This window comes from Prosthecobacter sp. (genome assembly GCF_034366625.1).
In the GTDB taxonomy this organism is placed as follows: Bacteria; Verrucomicrobiota; Verrucomicrobiia; order Verrucomicrobiales; family Verrucomicrobiaceae; genus Prosthecobacter.
Genome location: NZ_JAXMIH010000024.1, coordinates 93,543 through 114,177, shown reverse-complemented (window position 1 = coordinate 114,177; position 20,635 = coordinate 93,543). Strand labels below are relative to the sequence as shown.

The window sequence follows — 20,635 nt, the reverse complement described above, 5'->3', positions numbered from 1 at the left end:
ACGAGCCGCCAGCATCCGTTTTGTTAGCTCTTTAATCGTGGTCATCGAGTATCAGCGGTGCTGTAGATGGAAACGATACGGCAGCCGTCCACATGAGCGTCCTCATCGCAAGTCGATAGCAGATGAGTCTGAATGCTATGAACGACACTGAGGCTCTGAATCAAAGCGGTGGGACCCAACGCTCGGTTAATGGAATCCACGTCGTTCCCCCAGTTGGTGAGTAGTGACACGTCGAAAGAACCATCGATCAGGTCGTAGCCAAGAAATGCGGCGTCGCTCTCGTCGTGGTCATCCAACCTCAAACCGACAATGTCGCCACTCTGCATCTGTGAACGCTTCTGTGCCGCATACTTATAGTCAGTGATCAGATGGGTCATGCAACTCTCTGGGAAAACGTGCTTCCAATCCTCCTCGGACTCGGGAGTGAATAGGCTCGGGCTGAGTATGCCATCTATGGAGTCAAAACGATCAAAGGGCAGACCTCGCCACTCAATGTAGGAACTCCAACCGTCTCCCTGTGCGGACCCAAAAGACTCAATGATCGTGAAGAGTTTCATTGCCGAGTTTCCTTCAGGACGACGGTCGCGGGTTGGTGTTGGGCGAACGCCTCGGATCAGATACGCGAGGAGTAAAATATGGAAAACACAACAGCCGATCTACGAGCGTTATCTGCATCCGTTTTGTTCTGCCTTGTGCGGCGTGCGGCTTCATTTCGGTGGGTAACAAAACATCAAATCTATTAAATATGCCAATCTACATTCAAAGACCTTCTTCGTGGAGGAATGCTAAAGACAAAATAAAGGATAACGCCGTGGTGATGGTCAACCATCTCGTGTCTGTGATTTCCTTCGGAATGCTACATGGAGTGGTTCGATTGGTTCGGCGATCAAAGAAACTGGAGGGCCGTCTTCGTGCTGACGATCCGTGTAAATCACCTCCATGATTCTCCACCACTCATGGTCAAAATCTCCAATGTTAATAATCTCTCCAACCCTCGGCATTTCAGGGAACTCGTGAATATCCGCAAAGGCAACATCTCCGGGTTTGATGAAGGTAACGATGGCTGGAATCATACGGCGGGCGTGGCTTGGGTTGGCAGAACAGTACAGATGGTTAACAGTTTGCGAGGTTTGTCAGCAGCTTTATATCCGACGGAGATGCGGTTCATTTCTCCAGCTTCTTCAGCGCCGCAGTCACATTGCCAACGGTGAGCAGTTCATCGAGGATGAAGGGTTCCTCGACGCCGGGGAGGTAGAGCACGTTCACGGGCACCGCGCGTTTGCCCAACGCTTCGAGGGCTAGGCGGATGGTTTCGTTTTCGTCCGACCAGTCGGCCTTGAGTGTGGCGACTTTGTGCTGTTTGAACAAGGCGCGCAGCGAAGCATTGGCATAGACGCGTTTGTTGACCTGGCAGGTCCAGCACCAGGAGGCGGTGAAATCGATGTACACGGGCTGCTTCGCAGCTCGCAGGGCGGCGACTTTCTCCGGCGACCAGGTTTCCCAGTGCAGGGCGTCAGGGTCGTTTGGATTGACGGTCTCGGTGGAATGACTGCGGGCTGCCGATGCAGGCGGCAAGCCAAACCATAACCCGGCGGCGATGGCGAGCAGGGTGAGCAGGCGCGCAATGTTCTGCGTGCGGGCGGGTTTGTGCGGCAGCGCCCAGCGGCCGTAGATCCAGCAACCCAATGAGATGAGCACGAGGCTGAGGATGACAAACAGCAGCGGCAGACCCTCGATCTGCGTCGTCAACACATAGAGCATGAAGCCCACGGTGCCGAACAGCAGGAAGGACATGCCCTGCTTGAAGCTTTCCATCCACGCTCCAGGCCGTGGCAGCGCGGAGACGAGACTGGGGAAGAGGGAGAGCAGCAGAAACGGACTGGCGAGGCCAAAACCGATCAAGGTGAAGATCAGCATCGACTGCGATGGCGGCAGCGCGAGCGTGGCTCCCAGCGCTGTGCCGAGAAACGGTGCCGAACATGGCGTGGCGACGACGGTGGCGAGCAATCCAGAGAAAAACGAGCCACCGAGGCCGCTCTTCGACTGCAAGCCCGTGCCGACGCCGATGGCGGACGTGCCGATCTCAAACAAGCCTGCCATGTTCAGCGCAAAGACGAGGAAGAAGGCCGCGAGGAAGAAATTGAAGCTCGCGGATTGAAGCTGGGAACCCCAGCCTTTGTTCAGCGCGATGGCGAGGCCGCCCAGCACCCAGAACGACAGTAAAATGCCAACGGTGTACATCAAACCATGCAGCACGACCTTGCGCCGGTCTTCACCCGCCTGCTGTACCACGCTGGTGACCTTGATGCCGAGCACCGGAAAGACGCAGGGCATGATGTTGAGGATCAAACCGCCGATGAAGGCGTAAAGCAGCAGTTGCGCGAAGGGCAGGGGAGACTTCGGCGCACTTACAGCGGCGGCCTTGGTCTCAGGGCTTTTTTTTTCCGTGGTGGCCGGTGCGCCGCCAAACACGGCGGCATTCTTGGCATCCGCTTCAGCAGCGGCGGCGATGCGCAGTGTGAGCGAGACTTCCTTCACGAAAGGCATGCAGCTTTTCGGGTCACACACCAGAGCATCGACTTTGACCTTCAACTCGGCGCTGCTGCCGACGACGGCATTGGCCGGCGGGGTGATCGTCACCGGTAGGTGAACCGTGCCGTCGTAGCCTTCGCTCATCGCGCCATCGGTGGAGGGCACCTTGTGCGTGGTGGGCCAGGGCAGTTCATCGACCTTCCAGCCTTCCGGCAGCGTCCAGATCAGTTTCGTGGGCTTGCCGATGATTTCTGGCGGCAGAACCTTGCCATACGTGTGCGAATCCTTGGCATGCACGAGTTTGACCGCCGCTTGGAACGGCTGGCCCGGTGCTGCGGCGGATACTGCGGCGATCAATTCCGCCGTCACTTGCTGCTGCTTTGGCGCATCGTCTCCGCCGATGCTGAAGGACTGGGCGTTCGAGACGGCTGCGGCAAGCAGCCAGACGGCGAGTGACAGGAAACGGCTTCGATTCATGAGGTTGGAAAAAGAATACGGATATGAGAACGCCGCGCGCGGTTTATTCCCATCACGCGGCGATCCAAGTCGGAGCTTTTAAGTGCGGATCAACCCAGCGTCTTGTGCGTGCCGTCGCAGAAGGGCGGGTTCTTGGTCTGCTTGCAGTTGCAGAGCCAGACCTTCTTCGCCTCGGGCAGCGTGAACTTCTTTGGGCCGAGACCCGTGCCTTTGTGGCTGCCGTCACAGCTCGGTTGATGGCCGCTCAGGCCGCAGGCGCACCACCAATGGTCTCCGGCAGGCAGTTCAACGGCGACAGGTTGCTTGTCGTAGATTTTGGGGAGGTTTTCCATGCGCGCGAGTTTGGCAGGGGATGAGAGTAGCGTCAAGAAGGTCAAGGCTGCGCAGTCAAGGTGGTCAAGAGGTGATGGCGTGCGTCTTGACCACACCTTGACGAATCTTTGACTACTTGACCTGCCCCAAGATTTCCCGTACCAAACCCGGCCCACGATACACGAGCCCGCTGTACACCTGCACCAAGGCCGCGCCGAGCTTCAGTTTTTCGGCCGCATCGGCCGCATTTAAAATGCCACCGACACCGATGATGGGAATCTGCTCCCTCAACAGCATGCGGAAGGCCTGCAGCACGAGGTTGGAGCGCTCACGCACGGGTGCGCCGCTCAAACCGCCGGTTTCCTGTGCCAAAGCGTGTCCGGTGACGGCGTCTCGGTCGATGGTGGTGTTGGTGGCGATGACGCCGTCGATGTGCTGCTCATTGAAGACGCGGGCGAGCGCCTCGATTTGCATGTCATTGAGGTCGGGGGCGATCTTGACGAGCAGCGGCACCGTTTTGCCGTGTTCCTTTTTCAATACGGCCTGCTCTTTCTTCAGCTCTGCGATCAACTGCCGCACCGCGCCCTCAGCCTGAAGATCGCGAAGCCCCTTTGTGTTGGGCGATGAGATGTTCACCGCGATGTAATCGGCAACAGGATACGCGGCTTTGAGGCAGTGTAGGTAGTCATTCACCGCGTCTTCGTTGGGCGTGTCGAAGTTCTTGCCGATGTTCACGCCGACCACAGCCTTGGTGCGCCGACGTTGGAGTTTCTTCACGGCGGAGTGAATGCCGGGGTTGTTGAAGCCCATGCGATTGATGAGCGCCTCGTGTTCCGGCAGGCGGAACAAACGCGGTTTCGGATTCCCCGGCTGCGGACGCGGTGTGAGCGTGCCGACTTCGACGGAGCCAAAACCAATCGCTCCCCAAGCATCGACTGCGCTGGCGGATTTGTCCATGCCGGCGGCAAGACCCAGCACATTCGGAAACGTGAGTCCCATCACGGTACGCGGTTGCTGCGGCGTGGTGACGACTGACCTCAGCATGCCGAGGCGATGCGCGACGACCATCATCTTGACCGTGAGCGTGTGCGCCCGTTCCGCATCGAGGCGGAACAGCCACGGCTTCATCACGGGATAAAATTTTTCGATCAAGGTCATGGGTCAGGAGGGAAGAATTGCTTTCACCGCAGCGGCTACGGCACTGCCAAGTCGTGCATGTGCTGCTGCATCCAGATGGATGCCATCGCTGCCGGGCTCGATCAGCGTTTGCGTGTTTAAATAGCCGCAGCCGAGTGATGCGGCGAGCGCTTCATAATACTTGGGCAGCTTGCGGCTGTCTTTTTGGGCGTTCGGAAACTTCGCGGCGATGTCCGGCAGATGCAGTTGGTCGCCGATGGCCGGCGGGCACAGGAGGAGCAGCTTCGGCGGCCGGTTCATGATTCCGGCGTCGCTGTTCAGAATCATCTGTGCCAGCACTTTGACACCCGTCGCGATTTCACCGGGTGAAACACCGAAGACGTTCTTCAGGTCATTCGTGCCGAGCATCAGCACCACGAGATCGAGCGGTTTGTGCGATTCGAGGATCGCCGGCAGCACGGCTTTGCCGTTGCGGACGGCGGCAAAGGGGTCGTCATGCACCGTCGTACGGCCGTTTTGGCCTTCCTCGACCACGCGGAAGGCGGAACCGAGTTCACGGCCCAAAACACCGGTCCAGCGCACGGCGTAAGGGTGGCGTTCCGGGAAGGGGGCGGTGATGCTTTCGGGCACAAAGCCCCAGGTGTTGGAGTCGCCAAAGCAGAGAACGGTTTTCATCAGGCGCGCATGATGCCGTTCATCCACGCGGGGGCAACTGCTCTCCGCGCCTGTTCACACCTGCCCGAAACCCTGTGTAAAACTGCTAAATTCCAGCTTGCGCGAGATTGTGCCTGTGTTAGACATCACGCCCCCCGCCCAAAAGCGGGGTTTTGAGTTCCCCCAGACTCACCCTTTTTATCCTCCTAGTATGCGCGTCCGTACCTCCGTTAAACCCCTCTGCGAACTTTGCCGTGTGATCCGCCGCAAAGGCGTTGTCCGTGTTGTCTGCAAAAACCCACGCCACAAACAGCGTCAGGGTTGATCCACTTTTCCCACCACATCTAATACTGCATTATGGCCCGCCTGCTTGGAGTCGAAATCCCGAACGAAAAGAAGATCGAATACTCGTTGCCTTACATCTATGGCATCGGTCTTTCCCTCAGCCGCAAGGTTCTTGCCGCCACCAACATCGACCCGAACATCCGGGCAGGTGAGCTGAGCGACGAGCAGATCGCCGCCATCACCCAGGCCATCCAGGGGATGAAGATCGCGATCGAAGGCGACCTTCGTCGTGAGATCCAGATGCACATGAAGCGCATCCTTGGCATCAACTGCTACCGCGCCCATCGTCATCGCCGTGGTCTTCCCGTGCGCGGCCAGCGCACCCATACCAACGCCCGCACTCGCAAAGGTCCGCGCAAGACCGTCGGTGCCCAGAAGGCCAAGTAATCCGTATTTTAGCAAAGACTCCCCACCATGGCTGACGAAACGACCTCCATCGCACCCGCCGCCGCAGCAGCTCCCGCTCCTGCCGCACCCGCTAATCCTGCCGCGCCTGCTAATCCTGCCGCACCCGCAGACCAGCGTCCCTCCAACAGCGGTGACAAGCAGGTTTCCCAGAGCGTCTGGCTCGAAATCGGTGGTGAGGCTGCCGAGCAGAAGGTCGTCAAGGCCAAGGGCTCCAAGAACGTCTCCGCCGGCATCGTTCACGTTTACGCCACCTTCAACAACACCATCGTCACCATCACGGATCGTGCCGGTGGCGTCATTGGCTGGTCCACCGCCGGCAAGATGGGCTTCCGTGGCTCCCGCAAAGGCACCGCTTACGCCGCCCAGGTCGTCGCTCAGGATGCCTGCCGTCAGGCGATGGGGCATGGCCTTCGTGAAGCCGAAGTTCGCCTTCGTGGTCCCGGTTCCGGCCGTGAGTCCGCCGTGCGCGCCGTGCAGGCCCTCGGTGTCGAAGTCAGCATCATCAAGGACGTGACTCCTGTGCCGCACAACGGCTGCCGTCCGCCCAAAGCCCGCCGCGTTTAATTTTTCCAGCCCCTTTCTACTACCTCACTATGGCTCGCTACACTGGTCCCCGCGAAAAAATCTGCCGCCGCTTTGGCGTCGCGCTTTTCGGTCCCTCCAAGGCTCTCGAAACCCGCAACTTCCCGCCGGGACAGCACGGTGCTCGCAACACCCGCCGCAAGACTTCCGAATACGGCACCGCCCTCGCTGAAAAGCAGAAGCTGCGCTATCAATACGGCCTCATGGAGAAGCAGTTCCGCCGCTTCTTCACCGAAGCCCAGCGCCGCAAGGGTGTGACCGGTGAAAACCTCCTGCAGATGCTCGAACTGCGCCTCGACAACGTTGTGTACCGCATGGGCTTCGCCAACACCCGTTTTGCCTCCCGTCAGCTCGTCAGCCATCGCCACATCACCGTGAACGGCAAGGTCGTGAACATCGCCAGCTTCCAGTGCAAGCCCGGTGACGTCGTTGCCGCCCGCACCACCAGCCAGCGCAGCCAGCAGCTCGTCGGTCGTTTCCTCGAAATGACCCAGGGCACCCCGGCTTCCGACTGGATGACCGTCGATCGCGACAAGATGAGCGGCGTCGTCAATCGCGTCCCCGTGCGTGAGGAGATCAACCCGATCGCCAACGAGCAGCTCGTCGTCGAGCTCTACTCCCGCTAATCCTCACGGATCAGCCTTCAATCTTCAAAAGGGACGCTCCAAAGGCGTCCCTTTTGCTTTCCAAGCGTTCTTCATTCATCATTCTGCTTTCCATGTCTCCCACCCGCCTCGAACTCATCGGCACTGAAGTCGCCCTCGTCTGGAGCGATGGCTCGGAACAGTTCATCGCCATGGAAAAGCTCCGCGCTGCTTCGCCGAGTGCCGAAAACACCGGCGAGCGCGACCTGCTTGGCAACAAGATCGGTGGCACCAACCAGAAAGCCTTTCCCGGCGTCACTGTGAAGGACTGGCGCATGATCGGCGGTTACGCCATCCAGTTCGACTTCAGCGACGGCCACAACACCGGTCTCTACACCTTCGATTACCTGAAGGCGCTTTGATGGATGCCGTTCGCTATTCCTGAGGTGTTCTCGATCCCTTCTGCTCCGGCTTTGCAGGCACGGGGGTCAGTTGGTCCTTCAAGGAGCCGAACGCAGGCAGCAAGGGCAGATTCATCAATGTGTCGCTGATGAACGATTCTCCTTCATCAATGGGATGTGCTTCTCCGTTCCATGCGGTGTTGCCAAACTTGCTCACCGCCCAATAGATCGTTCTCAAATGAGCGGCAGACTTTCTGGTGTCAAAATCAGAGGGGCGCTCCATCTGGCATTTGATGACTTCCGCCATGATCCAGTCCGCCTGTTCCTTGGTGTAGTAGAGATCGTTGCCTTTCGGATCGACTCCTGCCGGGACTTTGCGCCGGTGCGCCTCATAAAGCCAGTCGTGGATCAGGTAGGCCGGGGCATAGGTCCACGGTGAAAAACCCTTCTGCGCCCATAGAAGATGCGGAATGCTGCCGCCATCTGTCTCGATGCTGCCGGGCTTGATGACTTCGCCATTGGGGCGTTTGAATGAAAACACCGGATTCTTGTTCCGCGCATACACGAACCGGTCAGGCTTCATCCACTCAATGCACGGGCGGCCCACGATGACTCCCTGGCCGTCTACCTTCTGATAAAAACGGGTCCCGGCGCATGAACACAAACTCAGCATGAGAGCCCAGGCGGTGGCAAAAGTGTGGAAGGATCGGTGATGCATCGTGATTGAGCTGGTTGTGGCTACTTTTCTCCCACCACGCTGACGACAATGCTGCGCGTGTGCGGCGCACGGCGGTGTTCGAAGAGAAAAATGCCCTGCCAGGTGCCGAGCGCGAGGCGGCCATTCACGACGGGGATTACTTCGGAGGTGCGCGTCAGCGCCATGCGCAGATGGCTCGGCATGTCATCCGGGCCTTCGTGCGTGTGAACGAAGTAGGGCGTGTCTTCCGGCACGAGATGGTCAAAGAAGCTGTGCAGGTCCGTGCGTGCGGAGGGATCGGCGTTCTCGTAGATCACCAGGCTCGCGCTCGTGTGCTGCACGAAAACCGTCGCCGTGCCGGTGTGGATGCCGCTGGTGCGCACGATCTGTTGGCAACGTTCCGTGATCTCGTAGGTGCCCTTGCCCCGGGTGGGAATGGAGAAGGTGTCAGCGTGCGCGGCCATGGACGCAGCTTTAGAAGCGGTCTTCCTTCAAATCAAGCAACGCGCCGCCGAGATGCGCCGCCACATCGCCCGCGCAAAGCGATTCAGCGGCGATGTGATCCCGCGTGAGCGCGATTTCCGCCGCGCGACCGCACAACCAGGCCGCCAGACCTGCCGTGCGATGCAGCGGGATGCGCTGCGCGGCCCAGGCGGCACACACGCCGGACAACACATCGCCCATGCCACCGCTTGCCATGCCGGGGTGGCCGGTGGTGTTGAAGAGCGTCGGCTGGCCGCGTGTGGCGATGACCGTGCGCGCGCCTTTGAGCAGCAGCGTGCGGCCCGGAGCCGTTTCAACGAGCGCCTCGGTGACTTTGCGGCGGCTCATGCCGTGCCAGCCGGGGTAATTGCGCAGCAGCCGGTCCAGTTCACCCGGATGCGGTGTCATGAGGCGCGGAAGCTTGCCGGTCTTGTCCAAAATCTCAGGATGCTGCGCCAGCAGGGTCAACGCATCCGCATCGACGATGGTTGGCATCTTCGCCTGTCGCAGCACATCGAGGATTTCCTTCTCGTGATCAAAACCAAGCCCAGGACCAATCGCCAGCGCATCGAATCGCATCTCCAGCACGTCGCGATAGTCATCCACGGCCTTCACCATCACTTCCGCAGGCACGCGGGGAGCGATTAGAGGATACACGTCCTCCTTCACCAGCAGCGTGACGAGCCCCGCGCCGGCACGCAAAGCACCACGGCAGGCCAGCTCCGCCGCGCCGAGAAATCCCGGTGAACCGGCGATGATGCCGACGCGCCCAGCCTCGCCCTTGTGCATGTCATGCGGACGCCGTGGCAGCCAGGAACGCAGCACACCCGGTGTGAGCGCTTGCGCGGACGCATCGCCTTCGCACTCCGCCAATGCACGCAATGGCACCAGCACGATGCGTCCGACGTAATGATCCGCACCATCTTCGAGCAAGCCTGCCTTGATCTGCGCCACCACGGCGGTCAGATCGGCCTCGACAGCATCCACACAGGCATCGCCATGATCGCCATCGAGACCGGAGGGAATGTCCATCGCGATGGTCAGCGCGTGCTTTTGCGTGCGCAGCGTGTTCATCTCACGCGCCAGCGTCTGCAATTCGGGCTTCATCGGTCCTTGCGCACCGATGCCAAGCAAACCATCAAGGCTCACGAGCGGCCCGGCAGGAAAATCAAACGTTGTCGCGTCTTCAATCACCCGCACATGGCTGCGAATCGAAGCGAAATGTCTGCGTGGCAGATCCTTCATCGCCTCCGGCTCACAACTCAGCCGCGCATGCAGCTTCCAGCCTTCCGCGACGAGTTCCCGTGCCGCGACGAGCGCATCACCGGCGTTGTTGCCCTTGCCGAGAAACAGCACCAGCGAACCTGCACGCGGCGCGAATTGCCGCACCACGTCCGCGATGCCGCGTCCTGCTTCCTCCATCAATGCGGCCGCGCTCACTCCGCGTGCGAACGCGGCTTCCTCGCATTGCTGCATCTGGCGGCAGGTGACGATCATGGGCGTTCGGCGGCGTGCAGCAGCAGCGCCTTGAGTTCGTGGGCGGATGGCAATGACTCCTGCGGCGTGAGGGTGGCAGGACGGGCAACCACACGGGTGCCTTTGGCAGCTGTGTCCAGGGCGCGGGTGACGCGGCCTAGCTGGTTAATGTCTGGCGCTCCCAGCACAAAGAGATACATCACGCGCTCATTATCACGCCTCAACCCGTCTTGCAGCTGCGCCACGGCCTCAGGCGTGTCGGGGATCACCGCAAAACGCAGTGAGCGTGCCACTGACTGGCCTGTGACCTCATGCGCGATGCTCATCAATTCTGCGATGGCCAGTGACGTTCTTCCAAAGCGTGTCGCATCCTCGCTGTAAAGCGCCAGCGCCATCACGATCTCACGCGGGCGTGTTTTGCCGGTCAGTTCGGCATCAATGGTGGAGCGGTCATCGCCAAATCGTGCGCGCCGCACCGTGTAGCCCATGTTCTCCGCGCCCATGGTCGATTCCAGGTAGCCGGGGATGCTCAGATAACGATCCGGTTTGCCCAAGGCCTCGCGCACGATGTCCGCATGCCGCTGGATGCCTTCCACACTGATCGGACGCCGCAGCGCCATCGCATACTTGAAGGAACGATCCGCCGCCTGATCCTTCTTCCACTGCCAGATGCCAAACGAGGCGATGCCGAGCAGGATCGTTCCAGCGGGCAGCATGACGAGGGCGAAGCGAATCCAGCGTCCAGGGTCAGAGTTCGGTTGGGTGGCTTCAGTCATGACTGCCAAGAAGCATCGCTTTGCCTGACGAACAAGCGCGTAACTGCCTGTTCTGCATCATGGCGGCAGATGCACCAGCAATTCGGCCACCGAATGCTGCTGACCGGGCAGCACCAAATCAGGCCGGATATCGGCCAGCGGTTGCAGCACAAAGCGGCGGAGGTGCAGCCGGGGATGCGGGAGGATGAGTTCGGGATCGTCACTGATGACAGCGTCCGCATAGAGCAGATCGAGATCGAGCGTGCGCGGTGAATTGCGTTCCCGCTGCTCCGGGCGGCCCAAGGCGGATTCGACGGCCTTGAGGTGCGCATGCAAGTCGTGGGGCAGGCAATCGGCCTCGATCTCGATGACCGTGTTCAGAAACGATTGTGTGCCAGGCGCGCAACCGACCGGTTCGGTTTCATAGACCGGTGCGCGGGCAGTCAGTTTCACACCGGGAATACGTTCGAGCAGCAGTTCGATGCCGCGCCTCATGTTTTCAGCGCGATCACCGAGATTCGAGCCGAGGGCGATGCCGAAACGCATGGGGAAAGGATTATTTCAGTCCCAGCACGTCCTGCATGTCATACAATCCCGCTGGTTTGCCAACGAGCCAGCGGGCGGCACGGACGGAGCCGTTGGCGAAGGTGTCGCGGCTGCTGGCTTTGTGCGTGAGTTCGACGCGTTCACCGACATTGGCGAAGATGACGGTGTGATCGCCGACGACATCACCACCGCGAATGGCATGGACGCCGATTTCCTTCGGTGTGCGGGCACCGACATCGCCGAAACGGCCGTGGCGGCAGTCCTTGTCGTATTCGAGGCCACGCACATCGGCGAGGATCTCGACGAGCGTGCGGGCGGTGCCGCTGGGGGAGTCTTTCTTCATGCGGTGGTGCATTTCGATGACTTCGAGGTCGAACTCGGGGCCGAGCAGCTCGGTGGCCTTGCGGGTGAGCCAGAAGAGCGTGTTCACGCCGACGCTGTAATTGGAAGCGAAGACGATGGGCAGTGTTTTCGAGGCTTCGCGGATGGCAGCGAGTTGGTCGTTGGTATGGCCGGTGGTGCCGATGATCATGCTCTTCTTCTGTTTGAGGCATTCGCCAAGCAGTTCATCGCAGAAATGATGCGAGGTGAAGTCGATCACGGTGTCGGCCTTGGCGAGCGCGTCGGGCAATGAATCGCCCATGTCGATGGTGGCGGCGACGGTGACGTTCTGGGCTTCGGCGGCACGGTTGATGGCCTGGCCCATGCGGCCTTTGCTGCCGGTGATGAGGAGTTTGAGGTCGGACATGATGGGGTGGCTGATAAACGGGACGCCGGAGTTATGCAAGAGGGGGCTGGACGCTGTGCAAAGGGTCGTGCAGAAGAATCTCGTCGAAGGTGTCGTCAGGCGAACGCTCGGCGGGCGGCCAGAACTGCCCGGCACGGATGCGCTGCACGGCCTCGGCAGCACAATCGAGCGCGGCAGTGGTCAGTGCTTCATCAAAGCCGTCCCATTCGAGAATGGCGGTGTCCTGGATGCTCTTCGGCAGCGTGAAGTAGGCCACACGGCTCACGTTCAGGCCGCGTTGCCGCAGCGCGGCGGCATAAAGCGGCAGTTGCAGATCCAGCCACAGCGCACGCTTGCCCTCAGCAAGATCGAAACACTTCCATTCATCGGCTGCGGCGAGCTTGGTGCGCGCGGAGAGGGCTTTGAAATGCGATTCGTGGGGTTTGCGCGGCTTGTCGGAGCTTTTGAAGTCAACGATGCGCAGCGTGCCGTCGGTATGACGCTCCACACGGTCGATGCGGCCGGACAAACGGGCCTCGGCTATGATGAAGGGCGTGGCATCGTCCTTGGTCCCGATTTGCAGCTCGGCGTCGATGCACTGCCAGCCTTTTTGGCGATTATCGGCTTCAATCGTCGCGGCATGACGCAGGCGTTGCAGGATGCTCTCCAATTGCAGCGTGATGAGTGGCGCGGGCCGCTGGCCGAAGAGTTCGCGCACATGTTCGCGGGCCGCTTCTTCGAGGAAGTCGGCGATCTTTGCGGAATGCGTGCTGTCACGCATGGCACTGTCGAGAAACAGACGATGAAACGCGTGGTGAATGATCTGGCCGAACTCGGCGGCATCCAGCTCACGCTTCTGGCTTTCGATGGCGCTCATGCGTTTCGCATGCGTGAGGTAGTAGCGGAACGGACAGCTCAAGTAGTCGCGCAATCGCGACGGCGAGATGGTTTCGAGCGGCCTGGCGATCCAATCCGGCTTCAGCGGCCAGGCGAGCGTGCGCGGTGGTTCGGTGCTTGCCTGTTGGTCCTCTTCTTTGGGGAAGAGATGCGCCACGCGTTGCGGCAGTGTCTGGTCATCGCACAGGAAGAGAAGGCGTGAGGGCCGCAAAGCATCGCCATCCTCGCTCCATTGACCGCAGATTAGTTCGAGACGGCCTTTCGACTCACGTTGATGCGCGAGCGCGGCGAGGATGAAGGCATCACGCGCGAAACGTGTCTGCTGGCAGGGCAGTCCGAGCGCCTGACGCAGCGCATCAGGCAGGAAGGGATGGCTGATGAAAATGCCGGGCACGTTTTCCTCGTTCAAGCCGGTGACGATGAGGTTCGGCGCTCTTTCCCACAGCAATTCGAGCCAGCCTTGCAGCACGAGGTCGATGTCACCACGCGGCTCGGCGAGACGGCTTTGCGCGAGGCATTCGAGCGAGAGTGTGAAGGCATCCTCGGCCTTCGGCTTCAATCCGAAGCGCTTCGCCTCCAGCTCGAGTTCCTCGGTGATGCGCAGCCATTCGGCGGCGAGTTCGGCGCGTTCGCGATGGCCCGGGGCTTCGGGATGGAAGGTGCGTTCGCCGAGCAATTTGAGGATGAGCGTGCGTGCCGCTTTCGATGGCGGCAGGCGCAGCAGCGAGTTCAGCAGACCGAACGTGGCCTCGACAACCGGCAGCAGCGCCGGGTAATCTGCGAGCGGCAGCTCGCTGGCATGCGCGAGCGTGACGGGAAGATGATTGCTGGCGAAATCATCCGCTTCTCGCAGCAGAACAGCGGCGCTTTCGTTGTTGGGAGCGATGGCGTCACGAAATTCTTCGATGCGCAGCAGCGCGGCAAAGGCGCGCCATGATCCCGCGCCGAGCAGCACGCGGAAACAATCGAGCACATGCCACAAACCTTCGCGCTGCACGGGAATGCCGCCGGGTTCAAAGCTGCGCGCCTCTTCGAGCGTGAGTTTTTCCAGCAGCAGGCCGCCGACTTCGTTGTCGCACACGCCGAGGGCCGTTTTGCCCTGCGGCACGAGCGCGCGCATGAGATCGAGAGCTTGCGCCGCCTGTGCGGCAGGATCGCGAGCGACGTGGATGTGTTCGTTGGCGAAGGGCAGATGCACATCGGCGTCCTCGCCCCAATGCGAGGGCAGGGGACGGCCATGGCGGTCAAACGTGTGCTGCCAGGCCTGCGGCGCATGAGTGGCGATGATCACCTCCACGCCGCGCTCGGCGCAGGCGTGAATCCATGCATCCAGCAGCGGCGGCAAATCGGGTGAGGCGATCACGACGATGCGCCGCACGCCGTCCGGCAGCACGGGTGCGTGCGCATGCTGACGTTTGAGCGATTGCGCGTCAGCGACGTCCGCCTTGGCGAGTTCATCGAAATACGCATGCTCGATTTGAGCGAGATCCTGCCAGCGCGCGGCATCGCGTTGGATCGCGGGCATGGCGGCGGTGTCGGCAAAGGTCAGGCCGCTGGTGCCGAGCAGCATCTTCAACTCCGCCAGCATGCGCGCCGTTTCGGCCTGCCAGCCCCAGCCGCGTTCGGCGGGCAGCGTGGGAAACAAGGCCGTGAGTGAATCGAGCGCGACACGCTCGAGCGCGCGCTGCCAGGCCATCTGCGATTGCAGCGGCGTGGCGGCCTCGAATCGGCGTGACTGCGGCAGCAGGGCCTGTTCGGGCAGCCAGAGATGCGGTACGACGGCGGCAGTGCCGGTTTTGTCGGTGGCTTGCGCGAGCGCTTCGCGCAAACGGCGGCCCGCTTCACCGTTGGGAACGAGGATCAGCGTGTCGCTGAGGTCGAGCGCGCGCGTTGGATCCCAATCGCGGCACAGAAAGTCCACAGCCTTCTCCAGGACGGGCGCGTCCCATCCCCAGAAGAGGCGCTGGTGCTTGGAACTCATGCGTGTTCGAGCTGCCGCAGGATGTCGTCCACGATCTGCTCCGGTGTTTGGTCAATCGAGACGCGGATCAAATCCGGCGTCGTCTCCAAGGTGGCGAGCTGGCTGTCGAGCAGCGCCGGTGGCATGAAGTGGCCTTTGCGCGCGGCCAGACGGGCGGCGATCAATTCGCGCGAACCTTCGAGCAGCACGAAGCGCAGCGTGCCGGCGGCATCATGGGCGCGCAGCTTGTCGCGGTAGATGGATTTGAGCGCGGAGCAGGCGAGCACGTAGTTCGGCGTGAGGTGGCGCATGTCCTCGATGCGCTGGCGCAGCACGGCATACCAGGGCCAGCGGTCGTCGTCGGTGAGCGGTGTGCCGGCGGACATCTTGGCCTTGTTCGAGGGCGGATGGAAATCATCGCCATCCTCGAAGACGCCGTCGAGTTTTGCGGCGAGCAGGCTGCCGACCAGCGATTTACCGCAGCCGCAGACGCCCATGATAATGAGGGTTTTCAGGTCAGGAGGCATGAAAGGGGGAGTTTGCGGTGGTTGGCGGTTGTTTACGATTGTTGACGGTGGTTTGCCAAACCATTGCAAACCATTGCCGACGACTGCCAACAACAGCAAACTGCCGCCAGTCATCGCGCGGCTTGACCGTGGGGCGTGCCACGCTGAGGATGCGCGGCGAAACCATGAAATACCCGACTTTGACCGTCCTGCTGGTGCTCGGCGCCGCGTTTGCCGCTGCTGAAGACAAGCCTGCCCAGCCCGCCGCCGCCACGCCGGAGGCGCCGAAGGAGTTCGTGCTCTTCAACGGCAAATCGCTCGACGACTGGGAAACCGTGGACGTCGGCGGCAGCGGGATCGTGGAAATGGAAGGCGGGGTGATGATCATCAATCAGGGGGAAAACGTGAGCGGTGCCATTTACAAGAAAGCCGCGACACTGCCAACGACCAACTACGAGATCACACTCGAAGCGAAGCGCCTCCAGGGCGTCGATTTCTTCGTGGGCCTCACCTTTCCCGTGGGCGATGTCAAACACTGCGCCACGCTGATTTGCGGCGGCTGGGGCGGCAGCGTGACGGGCATCTCCTCCATCGACGGCTTCGACGCCTCCGACAACAACACCTCCAGCTACCAGCGCTACAAGGACGACGAGTGGTACGCCATCAAGCTGCGCGTCACGCCGGACAACCTCAGTGCGTGGCTCGGGGAGAAGCAGATCATCGACGAGGACATCAAGGATAAGAAGATCAGCGTGCGCCCCGGCCCGATGGAGAGCTACCTGCCGCTGTCGCTGACGACGTTCAACACCACCTCCGCCATCCGTAACATCAAGCTCACTCCGATCACGGAGAAGAAGTGAAGGCGTCAGCGGCCACGTTCCGCGTGCTGGCTGTCGTGGCCTGCGGCAGCCTGATGTCGTGCCGTTCGGTGCTGCACACGCAGGTTTCGCGCACGGAGACCGTGCTGACGGAGCGTGAGAAGCGGCACATGGCCGGGCTGCTCGATGACATGGCGGCCGGCTGGGATGGCATGCAGCACGGCAGGATCGCCGTGCGGCGGCAGGCGGAGGACCGTTATGAACACGCGCTCACTTCCTTCCTGCGTGAATGGAACTACCACCAGAGTCCGCGCTACTGGCTGACCGGCACCGTGTTTGCCTCGAAGCAGCAGAGCTTTCAAATCGATTTCGATCCGGTGGCGGACCCGCAGCGTGAAGTGCCGCCGGCGCAGATCGACCAGCTCATTCTTCCCTCGCGGATGAAGCTGCACACGGGCAGCACGCGCGCCGAACGGCCCGGCATTGGCGTGCCGCTCGTCGGCCACATCCGCCGCACCAGCGTGGCCCGGACGGAACAGCCCTTCCTCCCGCCCAACGGCGGCAACCTCACGCTCACCGCCGTGATGGAGCTGGCGGACGGCCCTGCGGATGTTGGCAAACCGCGGCGCTGCCGGCTGCATCTGCACAACACCTTGAACATCGCTGCCGTGAAGGTGGGGCATGACGAACGCCAGTTGGCCGCGAACTTCACCGCGTCCAAGCAACTGGCCCTCTCCAGGGCCACGCTCCTCCCGTTCACCCTTCTCGGCATGTTCCATCCCGAGTCCACGCTGGGCGCCAGCCAGCTCTACTGCATGGACGTGTATGATCCGCGGCGCATCCCGGTCGTGTTTGTGCATGGTCTCCTGTCCAATCCGCACATCTGGCTCAACGCCGTCAATGCCATCAACGCCGACCCTGAGCTGCGCGCCGCCTACCAGCCCTGGTATTTCCTCTATCCCACGGCCATGGGCGTGCCGCAGACCTCCGCAAGACTGCGCGACTCGCTGCGGCAGGCGCGTGATCACTTTGATCCCGATCACAACGATCCCGGCATGAACCGCATGGTGCTCGTGGGCCACAGCATGGGCGGGCTGCTCAGCCGCATGCAGACGATTGATCCTGGTGACAAGCTGTGGGACGCCATGTTTCGCAAACCGCCGCAGGAACTGAACGTCTCCGATGCGGTGCGTGAGCGGCTCGTGAGCACGCTCAAATTCAAGCCGCAGCCGGAGGTGAAACGCCTCGTCTTCATCACCACGCCGCATCGCGGCAGCAACATTGCCGGCAAAGGCATCGTGCGGCGTCTGGCTTCGCTGATCCGGCTGCCGATGGACACGCTCTTGATGTCGCGGCAGTTGCTCACCGGCAACACCGACGCACTCTCGCCGCAGATTCGTGATTGGGGTCTCTACGCCTTCCTCAGCCTCGGCATGCTGTCGGACAAGCATCCCTTCTATCAAGGGTTGAACGCTGTGCCCATTCCGGTGCCGCATCATTCCATCATCGGCCAGCTCGGCAAAAGCAGCCGGTTCAGCAACTCCGACGGCGTGGTGCCCTACTGGAGTTCGCATCTCAACAGCGTGGCCTCGGAGAAGATCGTGCCCTGCTGGCATGGCGGCGTGGAGCGCCCCGAGGTTGTGCAGGAGATTGTGCGCGTGCTCAGGGAGCATCTGCGGGAGCGCGGATCGCCTTCACGGTGAAAAAATCGGCCTGCATGCCGCTGCGGGCGGTTTCAGGACGCTCGATCAACGCCAATGTTGAACCTGGCTGGTTGGGTTCTTTGCGAATTACATTTGTCAGCCAGTTGTAGCCTTCCCCCGTTTCATCTGACCGTGGATGTGGCCTGATCATGCTGGAAGACCATGTGCAAGGCTGGAGAGGCTCGGTGGGCATAGCTCGCTAATGAATATAGTCTCCCAATCCTGCTGCTTGCCCCCCCCTGAAACACCGAGAAGGGCCAAAAATGCAGCAGATGAATTGCTCAAGTCAGCTAAAAGCGTCCGTAGCAAGCCTTGGTTCGACATCGAAATGTAAATGGTATCGTGATCCCAGCGTTCGTCTCGACGCAGAACGAAGGTCGCATCGAGTCTAATCGCACTCGAACGTAGAAACGTATAGTTAGAGACGTGTTTCGGCTGAAATGTCGTAACCATAGCAATCGCCTCGTCGGCTGTGCCTGCCCACTTCTTGGGAGGGTCGCGGTGGCTCAAGTGCGTGATGGGTAAGCCGCTGCTGTTAAATACCTCCAAGCACCCTCGAACCGACTCTTCGTTAAGAGGCTGAGTGTAGAGGTATCCAACGTAGTGCGCCGAGTTTGGTTTCTGCGACTTCACGGTGCGTGTTGAGGTGGGCGAACGACTCGGATCAGGCGACGGCGAGGAGGGCGCATCGATGACACGACAGATCAGCTTCGAGCCGTTGCCTGCATCCGTTTTGTTGGGCCTCTTGTTGGCGAGTTGCGCCGCATAATGGAGGATCACAATCATGAGTTATAAAAGCGAAATTCAGCCACTCGGAGAATGGTTTCAATCGCTCCCGAAGGGAGGGGTATGCGTGGATCTGGAAATGCATCTCGAAGTGCTGCCGCCACCGCCTGGGCGTCTGGTTCTTTGGTCCGGAATGCCAGCAAATATTCGTCGGGATTTGCGTCGGGATCTGGTATGGCGTTGTCGAATAGTTCTGCAATCTGCGCTGGACATCCTTCAGGTGTTCGGCAGGGAACACGAGCAATATCTAACCCAATGCGCTGCAAGAGCGGTGCGATCTCTGCGACGGTCACGTCGCGCCGGTGGATGGCAAAGAATCCCTGTCGGCCGTGAAGCACAATCAGATATGCCGGTGCCGTGTTCCGTGGTCGATGTGGCTGCTGATCTCTCATTTGCGAAGGTTTGTGAGGAGAGCGTGATTTTGCAAGCCTCAACGGCGGAGGTGAGTTGGCCCAACGTTGTTTATCCACATTAAACTGTAGTTTGGTGGGGGTGGGTTGAGGTAAAAAGGGTATCACGAACCCCAAAGAAGGTTTTTATGAATGAACCGATTGCAGCGAAAAAGTTGCCGAAGGTCAAGCCTTGGGTGCGGCCAGTGGACGAGGCAGCGGGGTGTCTGCTGCGTGAGCATCTTCGTGAGAAGGGATTGCCCGCGAAGAAGCGTTGATGAGTACCCACCTCATGAATTTCCGTCTTCCTCTCCTCCTCGGCGCTTCCTTGACCCTGCACGCCGCCGCTGAACTGCCCTTCACTCAAGTGCCGGCTGAATTTGCCGGTCAGTTCTCGCCGGGCAAGTCACCGCTCGTCTTCAATGACGGCAGCCAGGTGAAGACCGCCGCCGATTGGCAGCGTCGCCGCTCGGAAATTCTCGCCGACTGGCATGGCATCATGGGCGCGTGGCCGGCGGTGATCGAGAAGCCGAAGATCGAGGTGCTGGAGACGAAATCTCGCGGCGAAGGCATCTCGCAGCAGAAGGTGCGCGTCGAAATCGCGCCCGGGCAGACGGGGGATGGCTACTTGCTGCTGCCGTCGGGCCGTGCGCCGCATCCCGCCGTGTTTGTGCCCTACTACGATCCCGAAACCAGCGCCGGATTGAGCGAGAAACCGTTGCGCGACTTCGCGTGGCAGCTCGCACGGCGTGGATTCGTCACGCTGAGCATCGGATCACCCGGCGGTGATGCGCGGCTGCCGGTGCTGAGCGCGGAGGCGAAGTGCCAGCCGCTTTCGTATCTCGGTTACATCAGCGCGAACATGTGGCAGGCGCTCGCCTCATTGTCAGACGTGGATTCCAAGCGCATCGGCATCGTCGGGCACTCGTATGGCGGCAAGTGGTCGCTGTTCGGCTCCTGCCTGTTCGAGAAGTATGCCTGCGCCGTGTGGAGCGATCCGGGCATCGTGTTTGATGAGACACGCGGCAGCATCAACTACCAGGAGCCCTGGTATCTCGGCCTCGATCCGGCGCTCACGCGCAAGCCCGGCCTCGTCAGCGCGGAAAGCCCGCGCACCGGCGCTTACAAGACCCTCATCGAAAAAGGCCACAACTTGCAGGAACTGCACGCGCTGATGGCTCCGCGTCCCTTCCTCGTCTCCGGCGGTGCAGAAGACCCGCCGAAGCGCTGGACCGCGCTCAACCACACCATCGCCGTGAACCAGCTTCTCGGCGTCACCGGCCGCGTGGCGATGACAAACCGCGAGAAGCACGATCCCAACGAGGAATCCAACGAGCAGATCTACCGCTTCTTTGAGTACTGGCTCAAGCGGTGAGCATAGGAGCGAATTCTTGGCCGGGCCTGCATGCCAGAGCGCAATTTCTAGCTCGACATTCTTACGGCATGCGCCCACTCTCGCC

Annotated in this window: 24 protein-coding genes; 9 read left to right on the top strand and 15 right to left on the bottom strand. The window is 60.8% G+C overall.

Going from position 1 to position 20,635, the window contains the following annotated elements; translation table 11 throughout:
- Positions 1-41: 41 nt before the first annotated feature.
- The 6 genes from U1A53_RS24085 to U1A53_RS24060 all read right to left on the bottom strand — a co-directional run bounded on the left by U1A53_RS24085 (position 42) and on the right by U1A53_RS24060 (position 5,133).
- Complete coding sequence (locus U1A53_RS24085; RefSeq protein WP_322284430.1) at positions 42-377, bottom strand: hypothetical protein; 336 nt, start codon at positions 375-377, stop codon at positions 42-44.
- 444 nt (positions 378-821) lie between these two features.
- Complete coding sequence (locus tag U1A53_RS24080; protein WP_322284429.1) at positions 822-1,073, bottom strand: hypothetical protein; 252 nt, start codon at positions 1,071-1,073, stop codon at positions 822-824.
- A 91-nt stretch (positions 1,074-1,164) separates the two neighbouring features.
- Complete coding sequence (locus U1A53_RS24075; RefSeq protein ID WP_322284428.1) at positions 1,165-3,009, bottom strand: thioredoxin family protein; 1,845 nt, start codon at positions 3,007-3,009, stop codon at positions 1,165-1,167.
- An 89-nt stretch (positions 3,010-3,098) separates the two neighbouring features.
- On the bottom strand, positions 3,099-3,341 hold the full coding sequence (locus U1A53_RS24070; RefSeq protein WP_322284427.1) for a CDGSH iron-sulfur domain-containing protein: 243 nt from the start codon (positions 3,339-3,341) through the stop codon (positions 3,099-3,101).
- Positions 3,342-3,453: 112 nt separating this feature from the next.
- Positions 3,454-4,479 carry a quinone-dependent dihydroorotate dehydrogenase gene (locus tag U1A53_RS24065; protein WP_322284426.1) on the bottom strand — a complete coding sequence of 342 codons (1,026 nt, stop codon included), beginning with the start codon at positions 4,477-4,479 and terminating at the stop codon, positions 3,454-3,456.
- A gap of 3 nt (positions 4,480-4,482) precedes the next feature.
- Positions 4,483-5,133: an SGNH/GDSL hydrolase family protein gene (locus tag U1A53_RS24060; RefSeq protein WP_322284425.1), complete on the bottom strand. Its 651-nt coding sequence runs from the start codon at positions 5,131-5,133 to the stop codon at positions 4,483-4,485.
- A 190-nt stretch (positions 5,134-5,323) separates the two neighbouring features.
- Here U1A53_RS24060 and rpmJ point away from each other — a divergent pair, with 190 nt between their 5' ends.
- The 5 genes from rpmJ (at position 5,324) to U1A53_RS24035 (ending at position 7,453) form a co-directional block, all read left to right on the top strand.
- Positions 5,324-5,437 carry a 50S ribosomal protein L36 gene (rpmJ, locus tag U1A53_RS24055; protein ID WP_133796336.1) on the top strand — a complete coding sequence of 38 codons (114 nt, stop codon included), beginning with the start codon at positions 5,324-5,326 and terminating at the stop codon, positions 5,435-5,437.
- A 32-nt stretch (positions 5,438-5,469) separates the two neighbouring features.
- Positions 5,470-5,844, top strand: coding sequence for a 30S ribosomal protein S13 (gene rpsM, locus U1A53_RS24050; RefSeq protein ID WP_322284424.1), 375 nt, complete (start codon positions 5,470-5,472; stop codon positions 5,842-5,844).
- A 27-nt stretch (positions 5,845-5,871) separates the two neighbouring features.
- Positions 5,872-6,429 (top strand): 30S ribosomal protein S11, encoded by a 558-nt coding sequence (gene rpsK, locus U1A53_RS24045; protein ID WP_345786506.1) that lies wholly within the window; start codon positions 5,872-5,874, stop codon positions 6,427-6,429.
- 29 nt (positions 6,430-6,458) lie between these two features.
- Positions 6,459-7,073 carry a 30S ribosomal protein S4 gene (rpsD, locus tag U1A53_RS24040; RefSeq protein ID WP_322284423.1) on the top strand — a complete coding sequence of 205 codons (615 nt, stop codon included), beginning with the start codon at positions 6,459-6,461 and terminating at the stop codon, positions 7,071-7,073.
- A 92-nt stretch (positions 7,074-7,165) separates the two neighbouring features.
- Positions 7,166-7,453 carry a DUF971 domain-containing protein gene (locus tag U1A53_RS24035; protein WP_322284422.1) on the top strand — a complete coding sequence of 96 codons (288 nt, stop codon included), beginning with the start codon at positions 7,166-7,168 and terminating at the stop codon, positions 7,451-7,453.
- Positions 7,454-7,466: 13 nt separating this feature from the next.
- Here the strand turns inward: U1A53_RS24035 and U1A53_RS24030 are convergent, their stop codons facing one another.
- The 8 genes from U1A53_RS24030 to U1A53_RS23995 all read right to left on the bottom strand — a co-directional run bounded on the left by U1A53_RS24030 (position 7,467) and on the right by U1A53_RS23995 (position 15,500).
- Positions 7,467-8,015: a DUF1353 domain-containing protein gene (locus U1A53_RS24030; RefSeq protein ID WP_322284421.1), complete on the bottom strand. Its 549-nt coding sequence runs from the start codon at positions 8,013-8,015 to the stop codon at positions 7,467-7,469.
- Positions 8,016-8,170: 155 nt separating this feature from the next.
- A complete protein-coding gene (locus U1A53_RS24025) occupies positions 8,171-8,593 on the bottom strand; it encodes a secondary thiamine-phosphate synthase enzyme YjbQ (protein WP_322284420.1) in 423 nt (140 codons plus the stop codon).
- 10 nt (positions 8,594-8,603) lie between these two features.
- Positions 8,604-10,109 carry an NAD(P)H-hydrate dehydratase gene (locus tag U1A53_RS24020; protein ID WP_322284419.1) on the bottom strand — a complete coding sequence of 502 codons (1,506 nt, stop codon included), beginning with the start codon at positions 10,107-10,109 and terminating at the stop codon, positions 8,604-8,606.
- The gene (locus U1A53_RS24015) at positions 10,106-10,864 is read right to left on the bottom strand and encodes a hypothetical protein (protein ID WP_322284418.1); all 759 of its coding nucleotides are present in this window, start codon (positions 10,862-10,864) and stop codon (positions 10,106-10,108) included. Before U1A53_RS24015 ends, U1A53_RS24020 begins: the two co-directional genes overlap by 4 nt.
- A gap of 57 nt (positions 10,865-10,921) precedes the next feature.
- The gene (gene folK, locus U1A53_RS24010; protein ID WP_322284417.1) at positions 10,922-11,389 is read right to left on the bottom strand and encodes a 2-amino-4-hydroxy-6-hydroxymethyldihydropteridine diphosphokinase; all 468 of its coding nucleotides are present in this window, start codon (positions 11,387-11,389) and stop codon (positions 10,922-10,924) included.
- Between the two features lie 10 nt (positions 11,390-11,399).
- Positions 11,400-12,137, bottom strand: a complete 738-nt coding sequence (gene dapB / locus U1A53_RS24005) for a 4-hydroxy-tetrahydrodipicolinate reductase (RefSeq protein WP_322284416.1) — start codon at positions 12,135-12,137, stop codon at positions 11,400-11,402.
- 31 nt (positions 12,138-12,168) lie between these two features.
- Positions 12,169-14,994, bottom strand: coding sequence for a PD-(D/E)XK nuclease family protein (locus U1A53_RS24000; RefSeq protein WP_322284415.1), 2,826 nt, complete (start codon positions 14,992-14,994; stop codon positions 12,169-12,171).
- Complete coding sequence (locus tag U1A53_RS23995) at positions 14,991-15,500, bottom strand: gluconokinase (protein WP_322284414.1); 510 nt, start codon at positions 15,498-15,500, stop codon at positions 14,991-14,993. The genes U1A53_RS24000 and U1A53_RS23995 overlap by 4 nt, the downstream gene beginning before the upstream one ends.
- A gap of 164 nt (positions 15,501-15,664) precedes the next feature.
- On the opposite strand from U1A53_RS23995, the gene U1A53_RS23990 reads away from it, so the two are divergent.
- Positions 15,665-16,339 (top strand): DUF1080 domain-containing protein, encoded by a 675-nt coding sequence (locus U1A53_RS23990; protein WP_322284413.1) that lies wholly within the window; start codon positions 15,665-15,667, stop codon positions 16,337-16,339.
- Positions 16,336-18,000: a hypothetical protein gene (locus U1A53_RS23985; RefSeq protein ID WP_322284412.1), complete on the top strand. Its 1,665-nt coding sequence runs from the start codon at positions 16,336-16,338 to the stop codon at positions 17,998-18,000. Before U1A53_RS23990 ends, U1A53_RS23985 begins: the two co-directional genes overlap by 4 nt.
- A gap of 147 nt (positions 18,001-18,147) precedes the next feature.
- Here the strand turns inward: U1A53_RS23985 and U1A53_RS23980 are convergent, their stop codons facing one another.
- Positions 18,148-18,786, bottom strand: coding sequence for a hypothetical protein (locus U1A53_RS23980; RefSeq protein ID WP_322284411.1), 639 nt, complete (start codon positions 18,784-18,786; stop codon positions 18,148-18,150).
- Here U1A53_RS23980 and U1A53_RS23975 point away from each other — a divergent pair.
- Complete coding sequence (locus U1A53_RS23975; RefSeq protein WP_322284410.1) at positions 18,785-19,261, top strand: hypothetical protein; 477 nt, start codon at positions 18,785-18,787, stop codon at positions 19,259-19,261. The genes U1A53_RS23980 and U1A53_RS23975 overlap by 2 nt on opposite strands.
- A 206-nt stretch (positions 19,262-19,467) precedes the next feature.
- Positions 19,468-20,550 carry a sialidase gene (locus U1A53_RS23970; RefSeq protein ID WP_322284409.1) on the top strand — a complete coding sequence of 361 codons (1,083 nt, stop codon included), beginning with the start codon at positions 19,468-19,470 and terminating at the stop codon, positions 20,548-20,550.
- The last annotated feature ends 85 nt before the right edge of the window (positions 20,551-20,635 follow it).